Origin of the sequence: Pseudolysinimonas kribbensis, assembly GCF_030161895.1 — a bacterium.
In the GTDB taxonomy this organism is placed as follows: Bacteria; Actinomycetota; Actinomycetes; order Actinomycetales; family Microbacteriaceae; genus Pseudolysinimonas; species Pseudolysinimonas kribbensis.
Map to the genome: position 1 here is coordinate 389,970 of NZ_BSVB01000001.1, position 18,270 is coordinate 408,239.

Sequence of the window (18,270 nt, forward strand, 5' to 3'; positions counted from 1 at the left end):
GCGCCCGCCGACGCACCCGCCGCGCGCCGGATTCGCTCTAGGCGGACGGGCCGACCACGTCGACCGTGGGCTCGTGCCGCACCGGGAAGTTGACGCTCGCCGCGATGAAGCACATGCCGTGCGCCTCCTCGTGCAGCCGCTGCGCGAGCTCCGGGTCGCCGGCCGAGATGGTCACGTGCGGGCGCAGCACGACCTCGGTGAACCGGCCGCCGTCGCCCTCCTGGCGCATCGTGCCGGATGCCTCGTCCGTGTACGCCTGCACCACGACCCCCGCACGCATCGCCGCGTGCAGGTAGCTCAGCAGGTGGCACTCGCTGAGCGAGGCGAGCAGCAGGTCCTCGGGATTCCAGCGGTCCGGATCGCCGAAGAAGGAGCGGTCGGCCGACGCGAGGATGTCGGGCTTGCCGCTCGTGCGCAGCACCGTCTGCCGGCCGTAGTCCCGGTAGCCGGACGTGCCGGTGCCCCGGTTGCCCTGCCACTCGACGGCTACCGTGTAGGCATGGTCGACGTTCACCCCTCCACGCTAGCGAGATCCTCGGCTTCGGCGGTGCCCACCGAACGGCGCATCGTGACCGAGATCCCCGGTCCGCGCTCGGTGGAGCTGCACGCCCGCCGCCTCGCGGCCGTCAGCGCCGGAGCGTCGTCGGCCGTGCCCGTCTACCTCGCGCGCGGCCACGGCGCGATCGTGGTCGACGTCGATGACAACGCCTACATCGACCTGGGGTCCGGCATCGGCGTGACGACGATCGGTCACACCGACGACGACGTGGTCGCGGCGGCGCAGGAGCAGCTGGCCGACCTCGTGCACGGGATGTTCACCATCACCCCGTACGAGCCGTACGTGCGCGTCGCCGAGCTGCTCGCGGCGCACACGCCGGGCGACTTCGCGAAGAAGGCGCTGCTCGTGAACTCGGGCGCCGAGGCCGTCGAGAACGGCGTCAAGATCGCCCGCAAGCACACCGGGCGCCAGGGCGTCGCCGTCATCGACCACGCCTACCACGGGCGCACCAACCTCACCATGGCGATGACCTTCAAGAACATGCCGTACCGCGACGGCTTCGGCCCCTTCGCGAGCGAGATCTACCGCGCCCCGAACTCGTACCCGCTGCACGACGGGCTCTCCGGAGCCGAGGCGGCCGCGCGCACGATCGCGTATCTGGACAAGAGCGCGGGCGCCGCGAACCTCGCGTGCCTGGTCGTCGAGCCCATCCAGGGCGAGGGCGGCTTCGTCGTGCCCGCCGACGGCTACCTGCCCGCGCTCCAGGAGTGGTGCACGGCCAACGGGATCGTCTTCATCGCGGACGAGATCCAGTCCGGGATGGCGCGCACCGGCCGCTGGTTCGCCTCGGAGCACTTCGGTCTGGTCCCCGATCTCGTGTTGAGCGCCAAGGGCATCGCGGGCGGCCTGCCGCTGGCCGCGGTGGTCGGGCGCGCGGAGATCATGGACGCCTCCCACCCCGGCGGACTCGGCGGCACCTTCGGCGGCAACCCCGTCGCCTGCGCGGCATCGGTCGCGGTGTTCGAGGCCATCGAGTCGCGCGGGCTGCTCGCGGAGGGGGCGCGCATCGAGGCGACCCTCCGGCCGGCGCTCGAGCGGATGCGCGCGACGCATCCGGTGATCGCGGACGTCCGCGGCATCGGGGCGATGCTCGCGATCGAGCTGAACGACCCGCTGAGCGGCGAGCCGCGCGCCGACGTCGTCGCGGCGATCGCGGCCGGCGCCGCGAATCAGGGAGTGCTGCTGCTGACGGCGGGCACCTATGGCAACGTCATCCGGTTCCTGCCGAGCCTCGCGATCACCGACGAGCAGCTGCTCGACGCCGTCTCGGTCATCGACGCGCTGCTGCCGTAGCGCCGCCACGATTCAGGGCTCGAGGATCACCTTGCCGCCGGCGTGCCCGCCGGCCAGGAACGCGTAGGCGTCGGCGCCCGCGGCGAGCGGGAACCGCCGGGCGATGGGCACCTGCACCGACCCGGCGGCCAGCGCCGCGGCGAGCTCGGGCCGCGCGGCCGCGCGGATCTCACGGCCGGGGTCCGCTCCGGCGCCCCCGCCGATGAGTTTGCCGCCGGCCGCCTGCACCGCGCCCGAGAAGTTCGCGATCGAGACGAAGCGCGCCGGGTCGGGCAGCAGCTCGAGCGACACCGTCGTCGCCTCGTCGGTGCCGACCGTGTCGACCGCCGCGTCGACGCCGTCGGGGGCGAGCGCCCGCACGCGATCGGCGAGCCCCTCGCCGTACACGACCGGGGTCGCCGCGTAGCCGCGGAGCCGCTCGTGGTGCCCCACGGACGCCGTCGCGATCACGCGCGCACCCCGGCCGATCGCGAGCTGCGTCACGATCGAGCCGACACTGCCGGACGCGCCGTGCACGAGCACCGTGTCGCCGGCGCGCACGCCGATCGCCTGCAGTGCGTGTGCGGCCGTCGCGCCCACGAGCAGGAGGCCGGCGGCCTCCGCGGGATCGACGTTCCGGGGCCGGCGGAACAGGCCCGCCGTCTTCTCGGTGACCTCCTGGGCGGCCGCACCGGACAGGGCCCCGTAGAGGGCGTCGCCGACGGCGACCGGGTCCCCGTGCGCGTCGACGGCGCCCTCGCCGACCGCGGTCACCACCCCGGCGCCCTCCGTCGCCATGGCCAGCGGCAGCTTGGCGCCCTCCGGGTCGTGCACGCCCGAGGCCATCGTGAGGTCGTACGGGTTCAGCGATGCCGCCTCGACGCGCAGGGTGGCCTGCCCGGGGCCGGGGCCGGCGCCGCGCGCTCGATCAGCTCGAAGACCGGGGGCGGCCGTAGGACGTCGCGACGAGGACCGTGCTCATGCCGCCATCCCATCACGTTCCGGTCGGTGCGTTCCGCTGCTCAGGCGAACAGGCTCTGCACGGCCTCCCGGAAGGCGGCCGTGTGGCGCGCGACGTCGTCGGAGCTGGTCGCGGGCGACATGAGCGCCATGTTGTGGAACGGGGTGAGCAGGATGCCGCGGTTGAGCGCGTGCAGGTGCAGGTACTGCTGCAACGCGAAGTCGTCGGCCTCCGCGGCCTCCCGGCCGTCATGCGGCGGCGTCGGCCGGAACGAGTACTCGGACCGCGCGCCGAGCTGCGTCACCTGCCACGGCGCATCGAACTCGTCGATCGCGGCCTGCACGCCGGCCGTCCACTCGCCGGCCCGCGCGATCATCCCGGGATAAACGTCGGCGGTGAGCACCTCGCCGAGGGTCGCGCGGATGCCGGCGAGCGAGACCGCGTTGCCCGCGAGCGTTCCGCCGATACCGCCGACGTCGATGTCCTCGAGCCCGGGCGTCCCCTCGGCGTCCCAGCCGAGCGAGGTCGCGACCAGATCGGCGACGTCCCGCGTCATGCCCCAGGCCCCGGCCGGCACGCCGCCTGCGATCGTCTTGCCGACCACGACCATGTCGGGTCGCAGCCCGTCGCGGCGGGTCATGCCGCCGGGTCCGGCGCACAGCGTGTGGGTCTCGTCGATGATGAGGAGCGTCCCGGCGCCGTCGCAGGCCTCCCGGACGGCGACGTGCCAGCCGTCGTCGGGCAGCACGATGCCGACGTTGGTGAGCGCCGGTTCGATGAGGACGGCCGCGACCTCGCCGCCGGCGAGCGCGGCTTCCAGGGCCGGGATGTCGTTGAACGGCACGACGACGGTCGTCTCGTCCAGCGGCACGGGGGCTCCGATGCTGCCCCGGCGCGCCACGACCCGGCCCTCGTCGTCGAGCGTCGCGTACGCCTCGTCGACGGTGCCGTGATAGCAGTGATCGATGACCAGCACCTTCCGGCGACCGGTCGCCTGGCGCGCGTAGCGCAGCGCATGCCGGTTCGCGTCGGTCGCCGACAGCGTGAACTGCCACTGGTCGAGACCGAACCGATCGGCGAGCATGCCGCCGCCTCGGCGGCGTCGAGCGTGGGCAGCATCGAGGTCGCGCCGCGCTGCAGTTGAGCCGTGATCGCCGCGACGGCGGCGGCGGGTGCGTGACCGACCATCGCGCCCGTGTCGCCGAGGCACAGGTCGACGTGGTCGATGCCGTCGAGGTCCGTGAAATGCGCGCCCGCCGCCGTGTCGACGAAGACGGGCCAGGGGCCGGGCCACTTGCGCATCCAGAGCATCGGCACGCCGCCCGGCAGATGCTGCCGCGCCCGCTTCCATGCCTTCCGCGACGCCGGGCGTTCCGCTCGGAAGCGGCGCACCTCGTCGTCGGTGAGCGCCGCGAGTCGCGCCCGGTCCGCGTACACGCTCAGCCCTCGCGGGCGAGCTTGCGGCGCCGCGCGCCCGCCGCCAGCTGCTGCCCGAGCACGAGCACGATCGCCAGCAGGAAGATGATCGACGCGAACACATTGGCCTGCGCCGGGATCGCCCGCGCGGCCGCGGTGTAGATGTACTTCGGGAAGGTCTCCGCATTGCCGGAGACGAACGCCGTGATGATGAAGTCGTCGAAGCTCAGGGCGAACGACAGCAGGCATGCCGCGACGATGCCCGGCAGCAGCAGCGGGAACGTGATCCGCCACCACACCTGCGCGGGGCTCGCGTACAGGTCGCGGCCAGCCTCCTCGATCGCCGGGTCGAGGCTCGCGACGCGCGCGCGCACCGTGATGACCACGAAGCTGATGCAGAACATGATGTGCGCGACGATGATCGTGCCGACGCCCTTGTCGATGCCGAGGTTGAGCAGCTGAGACCCGAGCCCCGAGCCGAGCACGACCTCCGGTGTCGCCATCGGCAGGAACAGCAGGAGGGTCAGTCCGGTGCGGAACCGGAACCGGTAGCGCACGAGGGCGATCGCGATCGCCGTGCCGATCGCCGCGGCGACGAGGGTCGCGACCACGCCCACCACGATGCTCGTCACGAAGGCGGCGACGACGCGGTCGTCGTCGAGGATGCCGGTCCAGTTGTCGAACGAGAACCCGCGCCAGGTGGCGTTGGTGCGCCCCGGCTGGTTGAACGAGAACACGATGGTGTAGGCGATCGGTACGAGCAGCAGCGCGAGCACGACCACGGCGTAGATGCCCAGCACCCAGTTGCGGCGAGCGCGGCCGCCGCGGATCCGGGCGGCGTCGCGACCGCCTCGCCGAGCACATCGGCCGCCTGCACGCTCACAGCAGGTCGTCCGTCTTCGTCAGCGCGAGGTAGATCGCGACGGGGATCAGGATGAGCACCATGAGCAGGATCGACAACGCCGCGCTCGACGGATAGTCCTGCAGATTGAAGTAGGTGTCGGAGATGACGTTGCCGACCATCGTCGTCTGAGTCGATCCCAGGAACTGCGGACTGGCGTTGATGTAGTCGCCGCTCGCCGGGATGAACGTCAGCAGCGTGCCGGAGACCACGCCCGGCAGCGACAGCGGCAGGGTCACCCGCAGGAAGGTCGTGACCGGGTTGGCGTAGAGATCGGCTCCTGCCTCCACGAAGCGCAGGTCGAGCCGCTCGAGCGAGGTGAAGATCGGCAACGCCATGAACGGGATGTAGTTGTAGGTCAGGCCGAAGATCACCATGCCCGGCGTGCCGTTCAGATGCGCGTTCGCGCCGAGCACGCCCATGTGCTCCAGGCCGGTCACGATCCAGCCCTCGTCGGCGAAGATCGCCTTCCACGCGAGCGTGCGCAGCAGGAACGACATGAAGAACGGCGCGATGATCAGGATGAGGGCGAGCGCCTGCCAGAGCGGGAAGCGCCGCAACGAGACGCCCACGAAGTACGCCAGCGGGTAGCTGATGAGCAGGGCCAGCACGGTCGCGATCGCCGAGTAGCCGAACGACCGGCCGACGATCGGCAGATACTCGGTGAAGACGTGCGCGTAATTGCCGACGTCGAAGGCGTACACGTAGCGGCCGATGTCGAAGTTCGCGAGGTCGGGAGCCTTGAGGCTCGTGACCACCAGCGACACCAGCGGCGCCAGGTAGGTCGCCGCGAGGTAGACCACCCCCGGCAGCAGCAGCCAGACCGCGACCAGGCTGCGACGGCGCGGCGCCTGCTCGACGGCGGGCGCCTGCTCGCCCGCGAACGCGCCGAACGCCATCAGGCGACCTCGGCGGCATCCGGATCGGCGGGCGCGCCGGTGTCACCGGGGTCGTCGTCGAGCCCGAAGCCGTGCTCCACGCGCCAGCTGACCCAGACCTCCGAGCCCACGCTCACGGTCGGACCGGATGCCATGTTCTGCGCGAACACGGTGAGGGTGCCGATGCTCGGCACCTCGACCAGGTACTGGGTGCTCACGCCGCTGAACGAGACGTCGGTCACCCGGCCCGGGCCGAGCACGTTGACGCCGTCGGCCGGCTCGGGCTGCGCGGTCAGCAGGTGCAGCTTCTCCGGCCGCACGCCGAGCGTCACCCGTCCGGTGCGCCGGCGCGCGCGGTCGGCGGCCACGCCGAGTCGGTGACCCGCGACCTCGACCACGAGCCGGTCTCCCCGCTCAGGACGGTTCCGACGAGCAGATTGGACTGTCCGAGAAAATTGGCGACGAAGGCCGTCCTCGGCAGCTCGTACAGATCCTCGGGCGCGCCCATCTGCTCGATGCGGCCGCCGTTCATGACCGCGACCGTGTCGGCCATGGTCATGGCCTCCTCCTGGTCGTGGGTCACGTGCACGAACGTGAGGCCGACCTCGTTCTGGATGCCCTTCAGCTCCAGCTGCATCTGCCGGCGCAGCTTGAGATCGAGCGCCCCGAGCGGCTCGTCGAGCAGCAGCACCGCCGGCCGGTTGACGATCGCGCGGGCGAGGGCGACGCGCTGCTGCTGACCACCGCTGAGCTGACTGGGCCGACGGCCGGCGAGGTGGTCGAGCTCGACCAGCTGCAGCGCCTCGTGCGCGCGACGCTGCGCGTCCGATACGCCGCGCCGGCCGGGCCCGAACATGACATTGCGCAGCACCGTCATGTGCGGGAACAGCGCGTAGGACTGGAACACGGTGTTCACCGGGCGCTGGTGGGGCTTACGGTCGGTGACGTCGTTTCCGCCGATCAGGATCCGGCCCTCGGTGGGTGTCTCGAGCCCGGCGACCATCCGCAGCGTGGTCGTCTTGCCGCACCCCGAGGGCCCGAGCAGCGCGAAGAACGACCCGGCGGGGATCGTCAGATCGAGCGCCTCGACCGCCGTGAAGCCCGGGAAGCGTTTGGTGACACCCGCGAGCTCCAGGTCGGCGCCCGAGTCCTTCGCCATGCTGCCCCGCGTCGTGCTGGCCACCCGATGTCCCGTCAGGCGCCCAGCAGGACCTGCTGGAAGGCCGAGCTGTACGACTGATCCTGGGCCGGCGTCAGCGTGTGGAACACGTGGGCCTTCGCGAGCGTCGCGTCGTCGGGGAAGATCAGCTGGTTGTCCGCGAGGTCCGGATCGATCTTGACCGCCTCCTCCTTGGCTCCGACCACCGGCGTGATGTAGTTCACGTAGGCGGCGACCTCGGCGGCGATCTTCGGGTCGTAGTACCAGTTCATGAGCTTCTCGGCGTTGGCCTTGTGCCGCGCACCGATCGGGATCAGGTAGTTGTCGCTCCACAGCGTGCCGCCGGCGTCCGGGATCGCGAACTCCCACTTGTCGCCGTTCTCGCCGTTGATAAGGGTGATGTCACCCGACCAGCAGATCGCCGCGAGGGTGTCGCCGTTGGTCAGGTCGTCGAGGTAGGAGTTGCCCTTGACGTTGCGGATGACGCCGTCGGAGATGTTCTTCTTCAGCACGTCGAGCGCCTTCTCGAACTCGCTGTCGCTGAAGTTCTTGGAGATGTCGACGCCCTGCTCCAGCAGGATCAGTCCGACGGTGTCGCGCATCTCGCTCAGGACGCCGACGCGGCCCTTGAGCTTGGGCTCCTTGAGGATCTCGTCGACGCTCGTGAATCCGTTGGGGAACTGCTCCTTGTTCCAGCAGATGCCCGCGAAACCGCTCTGCCACGGCAGGGACTGCTTGCGCCCCTTGTCGAAGTCGACGTTCTGCAGCGATGGGCTGAGGTTCTTGGCGTTGGGGATGCGGGAGTGGTCGAGCTCCTGCGTGTAGCCGAAGCGGATCCAGCGGCTCACCATCCAGTCGGTCAGGCAGACGGTGTCGCAGCCGATGTCCTTGCCGAGGGCGAGCTGGTCCTTGACCTTCGCGTAGTACGAGTTGTTGTCGTCGACGTCCTCCCGGTAGTCGACCTTGATGCCGGTCGAGGAGGTGAAGGCGTCGAGGGTCGGATGCTTGCTGTCGTCCTTGTCGTCGACGTCGAGGTACGCCGGCCAGTTGGCCCAGATCATCGACTTGTCGGTCGACGAGATGTCCTTGGCCGGGGTGAGCTTGGTGCTCCCGCCGGCGGAGCATGCCGCGAGCGCCAGGGCGGCCGCACCGCCGCCGAATGCGCCGAGCAGGGCACGACGGCTGAGCTGGGCGCGGCGGGCCTGCTGCACGAGCGAGCGGACCAGCGGGTCCTCGGGAAGTGATCGGTTCATGGAGTTGCTCCTTCCGAAGGGACCACCGGGGGTGCGAGTGACCACGGCGTGGCACGATCCTGGCACACGGCCCCGTTCACGGGAACGTCGCAAGGGCGATCGAGTGCATTCCGCAACATAGATTTCACGGAATCGGTGGCCCAAGGCCCGGAATGCTGCGGATTCATGTGCGCGTCGGAAGAAGCCCGCGGCGCACGACGCCTCCGTCGACCACCCAGCACTCCCCGGACGCGAGCCGAGCGGCGGCGGCACGTCCCGCGCGCGCGTGAGGGCCCGCAGCTCGGCGGCCGAGCAGTCCACGACCGCGATGGGCAACTCGCGTCGCGCCCGGCCGAGCAGGCTCCAGTCGGCCTGCCAGGCATCCGGGTCGCCGAGCAGCACGTCGGGGGCCGCGCCGATCGCGTCCTCGTCGGGATCCGCGGCGCCGAGCAGCGCGACCCGCAGGCCCGCGGCCCTCAGCGCCGGCAGGAGGAGCGCCGGCCGGGACGCCACGATGGCCAGCTGCCGGCCCGCGGCCGGAGCCACGACGGGCAGTTCCGGTACCGCGGCCTCCGGCAGAGGCATCTCGCCCGGCCAGGCGACCTGGATCGCGGCACCGCGCCAGCGCCCCGCCCCGGGCGGCAGCGCGGGATCGAACTCCGCCCCGATCCCGCCGGCGAGCACGTGCTCCTCGCGCGAGGGCATCCGCAGCAGGAGCCGCGCACCGAACGACCCGACGAGCGGCTGCACGGTGCCGGCCGCCCGTTGCACCGAGGCGGCGACTCCGAGGCCGTGCGCCGAGCCCTCGCGCAGCACCCGGGCGATCAGGTCCGACAGCTCGTGCCGCTCGTCCGGACCGGCGCGCCCGAGGAGCAGATCGAGGTCGTCGATGACGAGCAGCCGCCGCTCCGAGCCCGGGCCGCGGCGCGGCACACGCAGCGCGCGATCGAGCACCCACCAGGCGTCCGCGACATCGCGGGGGACCACGATGGCGCCCGGCGCCGCCGCCAGCACCGCCAGGGCGGTCGTGCGTCCCGTGCCGGTCGCGCCCAGCACCAGGAGGTGACCGTGTGCGTCCGGCCGGTGGACGGCCACCGGCTGGCGCTGCTCGGCCGGAAGGTCGACGACGCCGAACGGGATCGCCTGGGAGGTGGCCGCACCGATCGAGTTGCGTGGCACGACGGCCGGGAGGGGATCGAGCCAGGGACGCGCGATCGCCGGCCGGTCCCGGAGCGGGACCGCCCGGCACGCCTGCTCCAGCTCGGCCGTCCCCGCGATCGCCACCTGGAACGGCCGGCTCACGCCGTCGTCGCCGAGCACCGCGCGCCCGCGCGACCCCGCGGGCAGGCGGGCCGCCCCGTCGTCGCCGAGGAGCGCGATGCTGTCGGCCCGGTCGGTCATCCGCAGGCCGACCCTGAGGGTGACGTTGGCCAGGACCCCGTCGCGGATGACCCCGGCCGGCCGCTGCGTGCACAGGATCAGGTGCAGTCCGAGCGATCGGCCGCGCGCCGCGAGATCGCCGAAGACCTCGTGCAGCTCCGGCTGGCCGGCGACCACGGCCGCGAACTCGTCGACCACGACCACCAGCCGCGCGAGCACGCCCGGCGCCACCTCCGCGATCGAGCGTGCGCCGACATCGGCGAGCAGGCGCTCGCGCCGCAGCAGCTCCGCCCGCAGACTCTCGATCGCCCGGCGGGTGAGCCGGGCATCGAGATCGCTCAGGATGCCGACCACGTGCGGCATCGCCGCGAGCGGCGCGAACGCGGCGCCGCCCTTGAAGTCGACGAGCAGGAATGTCACCTCCGCCGGGGTGCGACCGTGCGCCAGCGCGAGGACCCAGCTCACGAGCAGCTCGCTCTTGCCCGAACCCGTGGTGCCGCCCACGAGGGCATGCGGACCGTCGGCCACCAGATCGACGACGACGGCACCGCCCGCGTCGCGGCCGATCGAAGCGGTCAGCGAGCCCGGCGCCGGTGCACCGGCTCCCGCGAGCAGTTCCGCGAGTTCGACCCGATCGGGCAGGGCACGGGTCGCCGCGCCCAGGTGGTGTCGCGCGGCGGCCTCGGCGAGCACGGCCGCGGCGCCCGCGGCGGCCGGGCGGCTGACCGCCGACACCCGGCGCGCCGCGTCGAGCCGCACCACCGCACCGCACCCGGGCGGCAGGCCGGCCTCCTCCGACGCCCACGCGACGAGCACCTCTCGGCGCGCATCCCGCAGTTCGAACCTGCCCGGCTCCGAATCCACCCTCTCCTGCGGGAGCTCCCCGGTCCACGCCTCGCCGGCCGGGGCGGCCACGACGCCGTCGGGAGCGATGATCGACGCGACCTGCAGGACCAGCGCCCGGGCGGCGGCGGCGGCGAGCGGCCCGGGGCCGACGATGCCCACGCCGTCGACGGCATCGACGAGCACCGGCGCATCCGGCAGTTCGGCGGCGGCGCTCCGGAGCGCCGAGCGGACCGCGACGAGGTCCGGGGAAGACGGTCGCGGGGGTCGGCGGCCGGGCCGGCATCGGCATCCCCGGTGGGATCGTCGCCCTCCAGGCGCACACCGGAGGCGACCGCCCCGCGTCCCACCCGTACGGGAACCGGCGCCCCCGGCTCCGCGGGCCGCACCCAGTGCTCCACCGCCCACCGCGCGATGGCCGGTCCCTCGGGCGGCACGAGCCCGGCGCGCCTCGCGCGCTCCGCGACGTGGCTCTCCTCGATCCGCTCCCCGGTCCGGGCGAGCGCCGCGGCGATCCGGGCGTGCTCGCGCCGTCGCCACCGCCGATGCCGACGACGCGCATCGACGAGCCCCCGATCGCCACGATCGGTCCGAGCCCCGCGAACAGCAGGGAGAGCACGGAGTGCGTGAACGCCCAGATCGCCAGCGACATCGCCACCGGCGCGAGAGTCGCCACCAGGGGCACCCCGCCGCGCTCCGGCGGCGGTGCGGCGGAGGGGAGCGCGAGACGGACCGGGTCGACGGGTGGGAGCACGCGACCATCCCAGCCGCCCCCGCGCGCGCATCCGGCGCCGAATTCGCGGAGGTCGGATCGATCGCGCCGCGGACACGCGGTGGAGGAGGCGCACCGGGCGGCACGTCACCGTCGGCGGCCGACGGGAGAATGGCCATCATGAGCGCCGTCCCCTACGTATGGGTCGCGACCTCGCTGCGGCTGGCCAGCGCGGGCACGGCGGCGGCGTTCCCCGTGCTCGCCGTGCAGGAGCTGCACAGCCTCGCGCTCGGCGGCGCACTCGTGGCGGCATCGCTCGCGCCGAGCATCCTCGCCGCGCCGCTGGCAGGCGCCCTGCTCGACCGCAGCCGGCACCCCACCCGCCTCGTGCTGCTCTCCGGGGCCGTGACAGCGGCGGCTCTGGGCATCACCGCGCTGCTCGGCATGGTCCCGACCGTGCTCATCGTCGTCGGCCTCGTCGCGGCTGGCGTCACGACGCCGTTCTTCATGGGCGGCCTGTCGAGCTTCGTGTCGGATGCCGTCCCCGGCACCCCCGAGCGCGCGTTCGGCGTCGACGCGCTGACCTACAACATCGGCAGCGTGGCGGGCCCGGCGCTCGCGGCGGGCGTCATCGCGCTCGGTTCGGCCCGGGTCGCCACCGTCGTGCTGGCGGTCGTCGCGGCCGTGGGTGTCGCGGGGTGCGCGATCCTCCGGCTGCCGCCGCACCCCGAGCACCCGGGGCGCGCGGGGATGCTGCGCGAGATCGTGCGGGGATCGCGCTATCTCGCGACCCACCGCCCGATCGCCGCCGTGACGCTCTCGGGCGCGCTCAGCCAACTGGGCCAGGGCGCACTTCCGATCGCCGCCGTCGGCATCGCGCTCGTGGCGACCCGGGATGCGGGCGGGGCCGCCTGGGTCATCACGGGCTTCGCCGTCGGCGCCCTGGTCGGCTCGCTGGCCGTGACGGCCTGGCCCATCCGCCGCGTCCCCGCGGTCGTGGTGATGGCGGGCGCCTGGGGCATCACCGGCGTGCTCACGCTCGCCGCCGCGGTGCCGCTCGGCCTCCCCGTGGCGATCGCGCTCGTCTCCCTCTCCGGCGTCGCGACCGGTCCCGGGGTCACGGCGATGCTCCTACTCCGCACCCGGCACAGCCCCCGCGCCCTGCGCTCGCAGGTCTTCACCGTCGCGGCCGGCGTCCGCGCGACCGGCGCCGCTCTCGGCGCCGGTCTCGCCGGGCTGCTGCCCTCCGCTCAGGCGCCGCTGCTGCTCGTGCTGATCGGCCTGTGCTGGCTCGTCTCGGCGGGCGTGCTCGCCGGCTACCCCGCCGCGCGAGCGTCGCGGAGGCCGCCGGTACCGCGGTCTGAGCGCGTCAGCTCACGACGAAGAACTGCTCGCCGATGTCGACGCGCGTGCCGCGCGCGATGAAGTAGCGCTTGCCGGGGTCGCAGCGCTGCGGGTCGGCATCCGGCTGGCGGACCACGGAGCCGTTCGTCGAGAAGCGGTCGCTCACCCAGAACCGGCCGCTCTCCTGGCCGAACTCGAGGTGCGTCTTCGAGACCGACTTCGTCGGGTCGAACACCGCCACGAACTGGTCGACCACCTCGCCCGGCTCTGCGTTCGGATTGCGCCCGATCAGGCCCTGGCCCCGCACCGTCACGTTCTCCCCGGTGCTGAACTGGAGCACGAACCGCTCACCCGCGAACGGATCGGCCACCAGCCGGGTCGCCTCGATGTCCTCGATCGGCGTGGTCGCGCGGCCCCACGGGAAGGGATCCGGCCGCGGCGCGCGCTCGATGCTGAGCTCGAGGTCGGGCTCGAGGGCGGGGATCACGTCGGTCGCGCCCGTGTCGAGGGCGCCCGCCCCGGGAACGGCCGCGGCCGGCTCCGGCTCCGGCTTCGGCTGCGCCTCGAACTCGGGCTCGATCGGCACATCGTCGATAGGCGGCGGCCCGGCCGGCGGCGCGGGCGCGACGCGGCGCAGCACGAAGCCGCACTCGCCGCAGAAGACCTCGTCGTCCTCGACGGACGCTCCGCACTGCGGACAGCTCGCGCCCACGTGCGCGGGGCCGACGTGATCGGCGGGATCGTCGGAGGCGTCGTCGGCGGAGCTGAACGCGAGCGGCATGGGACCGATCCCGCCGGGCGTGGATGCCCCGACCGCGCGACCGCACTCCCCGCAGAACAGGGCGTCGCGCGGGAGCTCGGTGGCGCAGAACCGGCAGTTCACCGCGCCTCCTCGCGTCGGGCTCCGCCCGGCCGGAGGAGATCCCGAACATGATAACGAGCGAACGAACGCACCGAGACGAGCGCCCACAGCCGGCGCCGGCGGGTGAGCCCGTCGTCGAGCGAGGCGCGCAGCTCGGCCACGGCATCCCACACCCTGTCCGCCTCGCGCTCGTCGCTCTCGTCGGGCGCGAACACGGCGCGATCGGCGACGGCCGCGAGCACACCCGCCGGCAGCACGCCCACGACGCCCGCGACCTCCGATCGCGTGGAGGCCGGGGGCGGGTCGTAGCCGTGATCGACCACGGCGTCCGCGAACTCGTCCCAGCCGCCGCGGATGCGCTCCAGCGGTGTCCGGGCGGTGCGCCGCGCCCGTCGGCGGCGCACCTTCGCGACCACGACGAGCGCGAACGGTGCGAGCAGCACCGCGACGATCGCGAGCGCCCACCCGCCGATCCGGAGCACCTGGAGCAGGAGCAGGAGCGCGGCGCTCGGCCCGTCGGGCGTGTCGGTGCTCGTATCCGGCGTCGTCTGACCCTGCTCCTGGTCGACCTTGTCCGGCGGCGGCGGCACGATCGACTCGGGTCGCGCGACCTTGTCGGGGTCCTGCGGCTTCTGCTGCGGGATGGGGCGCACCGGCGGCACCGGGTCGAGGGCGACCCAGCCGTACTGCGCCGTGTCGATCTCGATCCAGGCCGTGACATCGGCGCCCGTCAGCGTGACCGTGCCGCCGTCCTGGTTCTGCGGGGCGAAGCCGAAGACGACGCGGGCCGGGAACCCGAGCTGACGGGCCATGAGCGCGCCGGCCACGGCGTACTGCTCGGCGTCGCCGATCATCTGCGGATCCGTGAACAGCTCCGAGATGCGGTCCGCGGCATGGCCGGAGCGGCTCGGCGGCTCGTCGCCGGCGAGGCCGTGGCTGATGTACCCCTCGCGGCGCAGGCCGTCGATCGCGGCGAGCAGGCGCGACCCCGCCGTGGTCTTGCCCTGCACGTACTGGTCGAGGTGCACGACGAGCTCGTCGGGCATGAGCCCGATCCGCGGCACCTGCGCCGACCCCGGGGTGGCCCTGCCCAGCTGCGAGGTCGTCGGCTGCTCGGGGAGCACGCCGGTGAGGTCATAGCTGTCGCCCGCGCGCAGGTCGTGCAGGTCGGCGGCGGTGCCGGTCGTCGCGTTGAAGAAGAAGTCGTCGTCGAGGGCGGCCGCGCGGGCTCCCGTGAAGTCGATCGCCGCCATGTCGCCCACGGTCGGCACCCACACACCCGTGTAGTCGCCCACCGTGACCCGCACATCGACCGTGCGCCCTCTCGTGCGAGCGGTCGACGGACTGCGGCACCCGCACGAACGTGCCGGAGGCCGCGTCGACCGCGTCGCTGCCGACGGCGTAGACGATCCCGTCGTAGCTGTCGAGCGTGGCGACCCGCACGCGGGCGTCGCGCGGCAGCCCCTGCACCTTCAGCTGGGTGGCATCCACCTGTCCCTGGCGCAGATAGTGCCGCATGCCCGACAGGGGACTCGGGTAGTTCCGCGGGTCGAACGGCTGCTGCAGGCTCGATCGGAGCACCTGACGGTCTCCGGATGGCGGCAGGGCGACCGCCGCGCCCACCGAACCGGCACCCGCGAGCGCCAGGATCACGGCTCCGGCGAGGGCGGCTCGCGCCGTGAATCCGCGATCCCCCGCCGTCTCGAGGGGGCGGCCCTCGGCATCCGGCGCGGCCTGCGCGAGCGACCGGATCGCGCCCCGGCGGCGCACGCGTCGGCGCCACACCAGCCACAGCAGCAGCGCGACCAGCAGCGTGAGCGTGAGCGGGACCGGCCACGGCACGCGCTCCGGGCCGAGCGCGATGCCCGCGACGAACAGCAGGACCGGCGGGACGGCGCCGAGCTCCCCGAATCGCGTGCGCAGCGCGATCGTCACCGACGTCACGGTCGCGGCGAGCACGAGCACGAGAGCGGGCACCAGGAGCGCCTGGTAGGCGCCGACGGGCGTGTCGATGGTGAGCAGCTGCTTCCAGCCGAGGGCGAGCGCGACGAGCAGCTGACGCAGCCCCTCGGCACTCGGCAGCACCGTCGCGATCGCCGCGCCCGGGATCGCGAGGGGCACGCCGCTCAGCAGCAGCACCACGAGGCTCGCGAGCACGACGACGTACGACGGCCAGCGCAGCCGCGCCCCGAGCACCGCCACGGCCGAGCCGAGCAGGAGCGTCACGAGCACGAGGATCACGTACCGGCTGCTCGCGTAGACCGGCCAGAGCGCCGCGGAGGCCAGTCCGATCGCGAGCCATGCGAAGAACAGGTTCGCCGCGACGAACGAGCCGGTCAGCCGGTGCGTCATGCCACCGCCGCCGTGCGCTGCAGGGCGACCCGCAGATCGTCGAGGTACCCGATCGTGAGCACGCTGAGCCCGGCGACGCGGCGAAGACCGGGGTGGCATCCGGATCGCACACGATCGCGACCACCCCGACGCCGGCGGGGAACGAGTGCGACGCCGCCCGCAGCGACTGCGGGCTCGGCGTCGAGCCGCAGACCAGGAACGCGACCGAGATGCCCTCGACCTCCTCGGCCGCGGCGCGGGCGAGGTCGCGGATGCCGATGGCGTTCTGCGCGGGATCGACGAGCGCGAGGTCGTCGAGCAGGCGCGCCGGCACGTGGGTCTGCAGCGACCGGACGGCGAGCGTCTTGTGCTTGGCGTACTCGGGCGTGAGGGCGCTCACGACGACCGACACGGTGCGTCCGTCGCGGATCGCGCGCACGCCCAGGCTGCCGGCCACGCTCACCGCGAGCTCGAACTCCTCGCCGGTGGCGAAGTCGGCGGCAGCGAGGCTCAGCGCCACGACCAGGTGACTGCGGCGGGTCTGCTCGAACTGCCGCACCATCCAGGTGCCGGCCTTGGCGGTGGACTTCCAGTGGATGAAGCGCCGCTCGTCGCCGGTCTGGAACTCCCGGAGCGAATGGAACGACACGTCGCTGGACGTGAGATCGGCGGTCGGGGTGCCCTCGAGGTCGCGGATCAGCCCGGTCGACGTCGACGGCACCGAGATCGTGTGCGGGTGCACGACCAGCTCGGCGCGGTCGGTCCAGACCACCTCGCGCCGCACCAGTCCGATCGGGTCGGCGCGCACGGTGCGCACCGGGCCGATCGGCACGAGGCCGCGGCGCTGGGTCGGGATGGCGAACTCGTGCGCGAACCGCCCGCCCGCCTTCAGCGCCGGCATCGCGATCTCGGCCAGGCCCGCCCCGACCGGCACCTCGACCTTCACCCCGGCGATCCGGCGAGAGGCGGGATTCGTGAGGTGCACGACGCCGGTCGCCGGATCGCCGACGACGACGCGCTTGTGCACGAGTGCGAGCTCGACACGGAACGGCGACCGGCCGATGAGGTAGAGCCCGGCCACGGCGGCGAGCACCACACCCGCCCACGCGACCGCGACGAGCTCGAGCCAGCCGAGCCCGTACCCGAAGCCGAACGCGAGCGGGATGACGGCCAGCATGACCCACCCGAGCGGGGTGACGACCGCGGCCACTCGCGCGAACACCACCGCGATCACCCGGCGCAACGTCGAGGCCACCTGCGCGGCCGACACCACGGCGTCGGCGAGCACCCCTGCCGCGCGCCCACCAGGCGCGTGCGCGTGTTGGTGAGGCCGGCGGTCCCGGTGCGCGTCAGCGTGTCGGAGCGCGGCCGGGACGTGCCCTCCGCCCCGGGCGGCCGTCCTGCGCGGGCGCGGGAGCGCTCACACGGCTTGCCGATCGCTCGGCGGGGCCGTCTCGAGCAGCAGCTGCGACACGATGCTCGAGGCGGTGACGCCGTCGAACTCGGCCTCCGGGTCGAGCACCAGCCGGTGCGCGAGCACGGGCTCGGCGAGCGCCTTCACGTCGTCGGGCACCACGTAGTGCCGGCCGCTCGCGGCGGCGAGCGTCTTGGCGGCGCGCAGCAGCGCGAGCGCGCCGCGCACACTGACGCCGAGGCGCACCTCGGTCACCGAGCGGGTGGCGTCCACCAGTCGGGAGACGTAGTCGTTGACGCTCGGATCGACGTGCACGGTGCGCGCCTGCCGCGCCATGTCGAGCACCGTCGCCGCCGTGATGACGGCCGCGACCTCGGTCTCGTGCGCCTTGACCCCGGCGCCCTCCAGGATGCGCAGCGTCGAGGCGTGGTCGGGGTAGCCGATCGACGCCTTCAGCAGGAAGCGGTCGAGCTGCGCCTCGGGCAGGCGGTAGGTGCCCGCCTGCTCGATCGGGTTCTGCGTCGCGATCACGAGGAACGGCGGGTCGACGGGGTGCGTGATGCCGTCGACCGTGACGCGGCCCTCCTCCATGACCTCGAGGAGCGCCGCCTGGGTCTTGGGCGAGGCGCGGTTGATCTCGTCCGCGAGCAGGATGTTCGAGAAGACCGGACCGCGGTGGAAGTCGAACTGCCCCGAACGCTGGTCGTACACGCTGACACCGGTGATGTCGCCCGGCAGCAGGTCGGGGGTGAACTGGATGCGGTTGCTGGTGCCCGCCACGGACTGCGCGATCGCGCGCGCGAGCGAGGTCTTGCCCGTGCCGGGGAAGTCCTCGAGCAGGAGGTGGCCCTCGCTCAGCAGGGCGACGAACCCGAGGCGGACCACGAACGTCTTGCCGAGCAGCACCTGCTCGACGTTCGCCACGAGGCGCGCGAACGTCTCCTGGAAGGCCGAGGCCTGCTCCGCCGTCATCGTGGCCTGAGGGGTCATGGTCATCGGGAGGTGT

The 18,270-nt window shown here is 73.1% G+C and carries 13 protein-coding genes and 3 pseudogenes; 3 read left to right on the forward strand and 13 right to left on the reverse strand.

The genetic code is table 11. The features are described from left to right. Positions 1-37 precede the first annotated feature (37 nt). Positions 38-514, reverse strand: coding sequence for an OsmC family protein (locus QQK35_RS02210; RefSeq protein ID WP_284252528.1), 477 nt, complete (start codon positions 512-514; stop codon positions 38-40). On the opposite strand from QQK35_RS02210, the gene gabT reads away from it, so the two are divergent. Then, complete coding sequence (gabT, locus tag QQK35_RS02215; protein ID WP_284252530.1) at positions 500-1,852, forward strand: 4-aminobutyrate--2-oxoglutarate transaminase; 1,353 nt, start codon at positions 500-502, stop codon at positions 1,850-1,852. The genes QQK35_RS02210 and gabT overlap by 15 nt on opposite strands. A gap of 12 nt (positions 1,853-1,864) precedes the next feature. Here the strand turns inward: gabT and QQK35_RS02220 are convergent, their stop codons facing one another. From QQK35_RS02220 to QQK35_RS19540, 7 genes and pseudogenes are all read right to left on the reverse strand, one after another. Next, complete coding sequence (locus tag QQK35_RS02220; RefSeq protein WP_348534989.1) at positions 1,865-2,431, reverse strand: zinc-binding dehydrogenase; 567 nt, start codon at positions 2,429-2,431, stop codon at positions 1,865-1,867. A gap of 123 nt (positions 2,432-2,554) precedes the next feature. Beyond that, positions 2,555-2,725, reverse strand: a pseudogene (locus tag QQK35_RS19535) (alcohol dehydrogenase catalytic domain-containing protein); the annotation flags it as partial. A gap of 128 nt (positions 2,726-2,853) precedes the next feature. After that, positions 2,854-3,876 (reverse strand): transaminase, encoded by a 1,023-nt coding sequence (locus QQK35_RS02225; protein WP_284252532.1) that lies wholly within the window; start codon positions 3,874-3,876, stop codon positions 2,854-2,856. A gap of 355 nt (positions 3,877-4,231) precedes the next feature. Next, the gene (locus QQK35_RS02230) at positions 4,232-5,008 is read right to left on the reverse strand and encodes an ABC transporter permease (RefSeq protein WP_284252534.1); all 777 of its coding nucleotides are present in this window, start codon (positions 5,006-5,008) and stop codon (positions 4,232-4,234) included. A gap of 79 nt (positions 5,009-5,087) precedes the next feature. Further along, positions 5,088-6,008, reverse strand: coding sequence for an ABC transporter permease (locus QQK35_RS02235; RefSeq protein WP_284252536.1), 921 nt, complete (start codon positions 6,006-6,008; stop codon positions 5,088-5,090). Further along, a pseudogene (locus tag QQK35_RS02240) lies at positions 6,008-7,146 on the reverse strand (ABC transporter ATP-binding protein). The gene QQK35_RS02235 and the pseudogene QQK35_RS02240 overlap by 1 nt, the downstream one beginning before the upstream one ends. A 35-nt stretch (positions 7,147-7,181) precedes the next feature. Beyond that, positions 7,182-10,787: an extracellular solute-binding protein gene (locus tag QQK35_RS19540; protein ID WP_348534868.1), complete on the reverse strand. Its 3,606-nt coding sequence runs from the start codon at positions 10,785-10,787 to the stop codon at positions 7,182-7,184. A 706-nt stretch (positions 10,788-11,493) separates the two neighbouring features. Here QQK35_RS19540 and QQK35_RS02255 point away from each other — a divergent pair. Continuing rightward, on the forward strand, positions 11,494-12,738 hold the full coding sequence (locus tag QQK35_RS02255; RefSeq protein ID WP_284252538.1) for an MFS transporter: 1,245 nt from the start codon (positions 11,494-11,496) through the stop codon (positions 12,736-12,738). Here the strand turns inward: QQK35_RS02255 and QQK35_RS02260 are convergent. From QQK35_RS02260 to QQK35_RS20755, 4 genes and pseudogenes are all read right to left on the reverse strand, one after another. Further along, positions 12,683-13,540 carry a double zinc ribbon domain-containing protein gene (locus QQK35_RS02260; RefSeq protein ID WP_284252540.1) on the reverse strand — a complete coding sequence of 286 codons (858 nt, stop codon included), beginning with the start codon at positions 13,538-13,540 and terminating at the stop codon, positions 12,683-12,685. The two genes, QQK35_RS02255 and QQK35_RS02260, sit on opposite strands and share 56 nt — an antisense overlap. Continuing rightward, the gene (locus tag QQK35_RS02265) at positions 13,537-14,772 is read right to left on the reverse strand and encodes a transglutaminase-like domain-containing protein (protein ID WP_284252543.1); all 1,236 of its coding nucleotides are present in this window, start codon (positions 14,770-14,772) and stop codon (positions 13,537-13,539) included. Before QQK35_RS02265 ends, QQK35_RS02260 begins: the two co-directional genes overlap by 4 nt. After that, on the reverse strand, positions 14,654-15,871 hold the full coding sequence (locus QQK35_RS02270) for a transglutaminaseTgpA domain-containing protein (RefSeq protein ID WP_284252545.1): 1,218 nt from the start codon (positions 15,869-15,871) through the stop codon (positions 14,654-14,656). Before QQK35_RS02270 ends, QQK35_RS02265 begins: the two co-directional genes overlap by 119 nt. Positions 15,872-16,193: 322 nt before the next feature. Further along, positions 16,194-16,499 (reverse strand): annotated as a pseudogene (locus QQK35_RS20755) (DUF58 domain-containing protein); the annotation flags it as partial. On the opposite strand from QQK35_RS20755, the gene QQK35_RS02285 reads away from it, so the two are divergent. Then, the gene (locus tag QQK35_RS02285) at positions 16,417-16,920 is read left to right on the forward strand and encodes a hypothetical protein (RefSeq protein WP_284252549.1); all 504 of its coding nucleotides are present in this window, start codon (positions 16,417-16,419) and stop codon (positions 16,918-16,920) included. The pseudogene QQK35_RS20755 and the gene QQK35_RS02285 overlap by 83 nt on opposite strands. A 350-nt stretch (positions 16,921-17,270) precedes the next feature. Here QQK35_RS02285 and QQK35_RS02290 read toward each other — a convergent pair whose 3' ends face one another. Further along, entirely contained in the window at positions 17,271-18,260 is a 990-nt protein-coding gene (locus tag QQK35_RS02290) for an AAA family ATPase (RefSeq protein WP_284252551.1), read from the reverse strand. Between the last annotated feature and the right edge of the window lie 10 nt (positions 18,261-18,270).

What these genes read in the sequence shown, in the direction of transcription:
- QQK35_RS02235 (WP_284252536.1), bottom strand. Translation starts at nt 6,008, where the DNA reads ATGGCGTTCGGCGCGTTCGCGGGCGAGCAGGCGCCCGCCGTCGAGCAG.
- gabT (WP_284252530.1), top strand. Translation starts at nt 500, where the DNA reads ATGGTCGACGTTCACCCCTCCACGCTAGCGAGATCCTCGGCTTCGGCG.
- QQK35_RS02265 (WP_284252543.1), bottom strand. Translation starts at nt 14,772, where the DNA reads ATGGCGGCGATCGACTTCACGGGAGCCCGCGCGGCCGCCCTCGACGAC.
- QQK35_RS02270 (WP_284252545.1), bottom strand. Translation starts at nt 15,871, where the DNA reads ATGACGCACCGGCTGACCGGCTCGTTCGTCGCGGCGAACCTGTTCTTC.
- QQK35_RS02225 (WP_284252532.1), bottom strand. Translation starts at nt 3,876, where the DNA reads ATGCTCGCCGATCGGTTCGGTCTCGACCAGTGGCAGTTCACGCTGTCG.
- QQK35_RS02290 (WP_284252551.1), bottom strand. Translation starts at nt 18,260, where the DNA reads ATGACCATGACCCCTCAGGCCACGATGACGGCGGAGCAGGCCTCGGCC.
- QQK35_RS02255 (WP_284252538.1), top strand. Translation starts at nt 11,494, where the DNA reads ATGAGCGCCGTCCCCTACGTATGGGTCGCGACCTCGCTGCGGCTGGCC.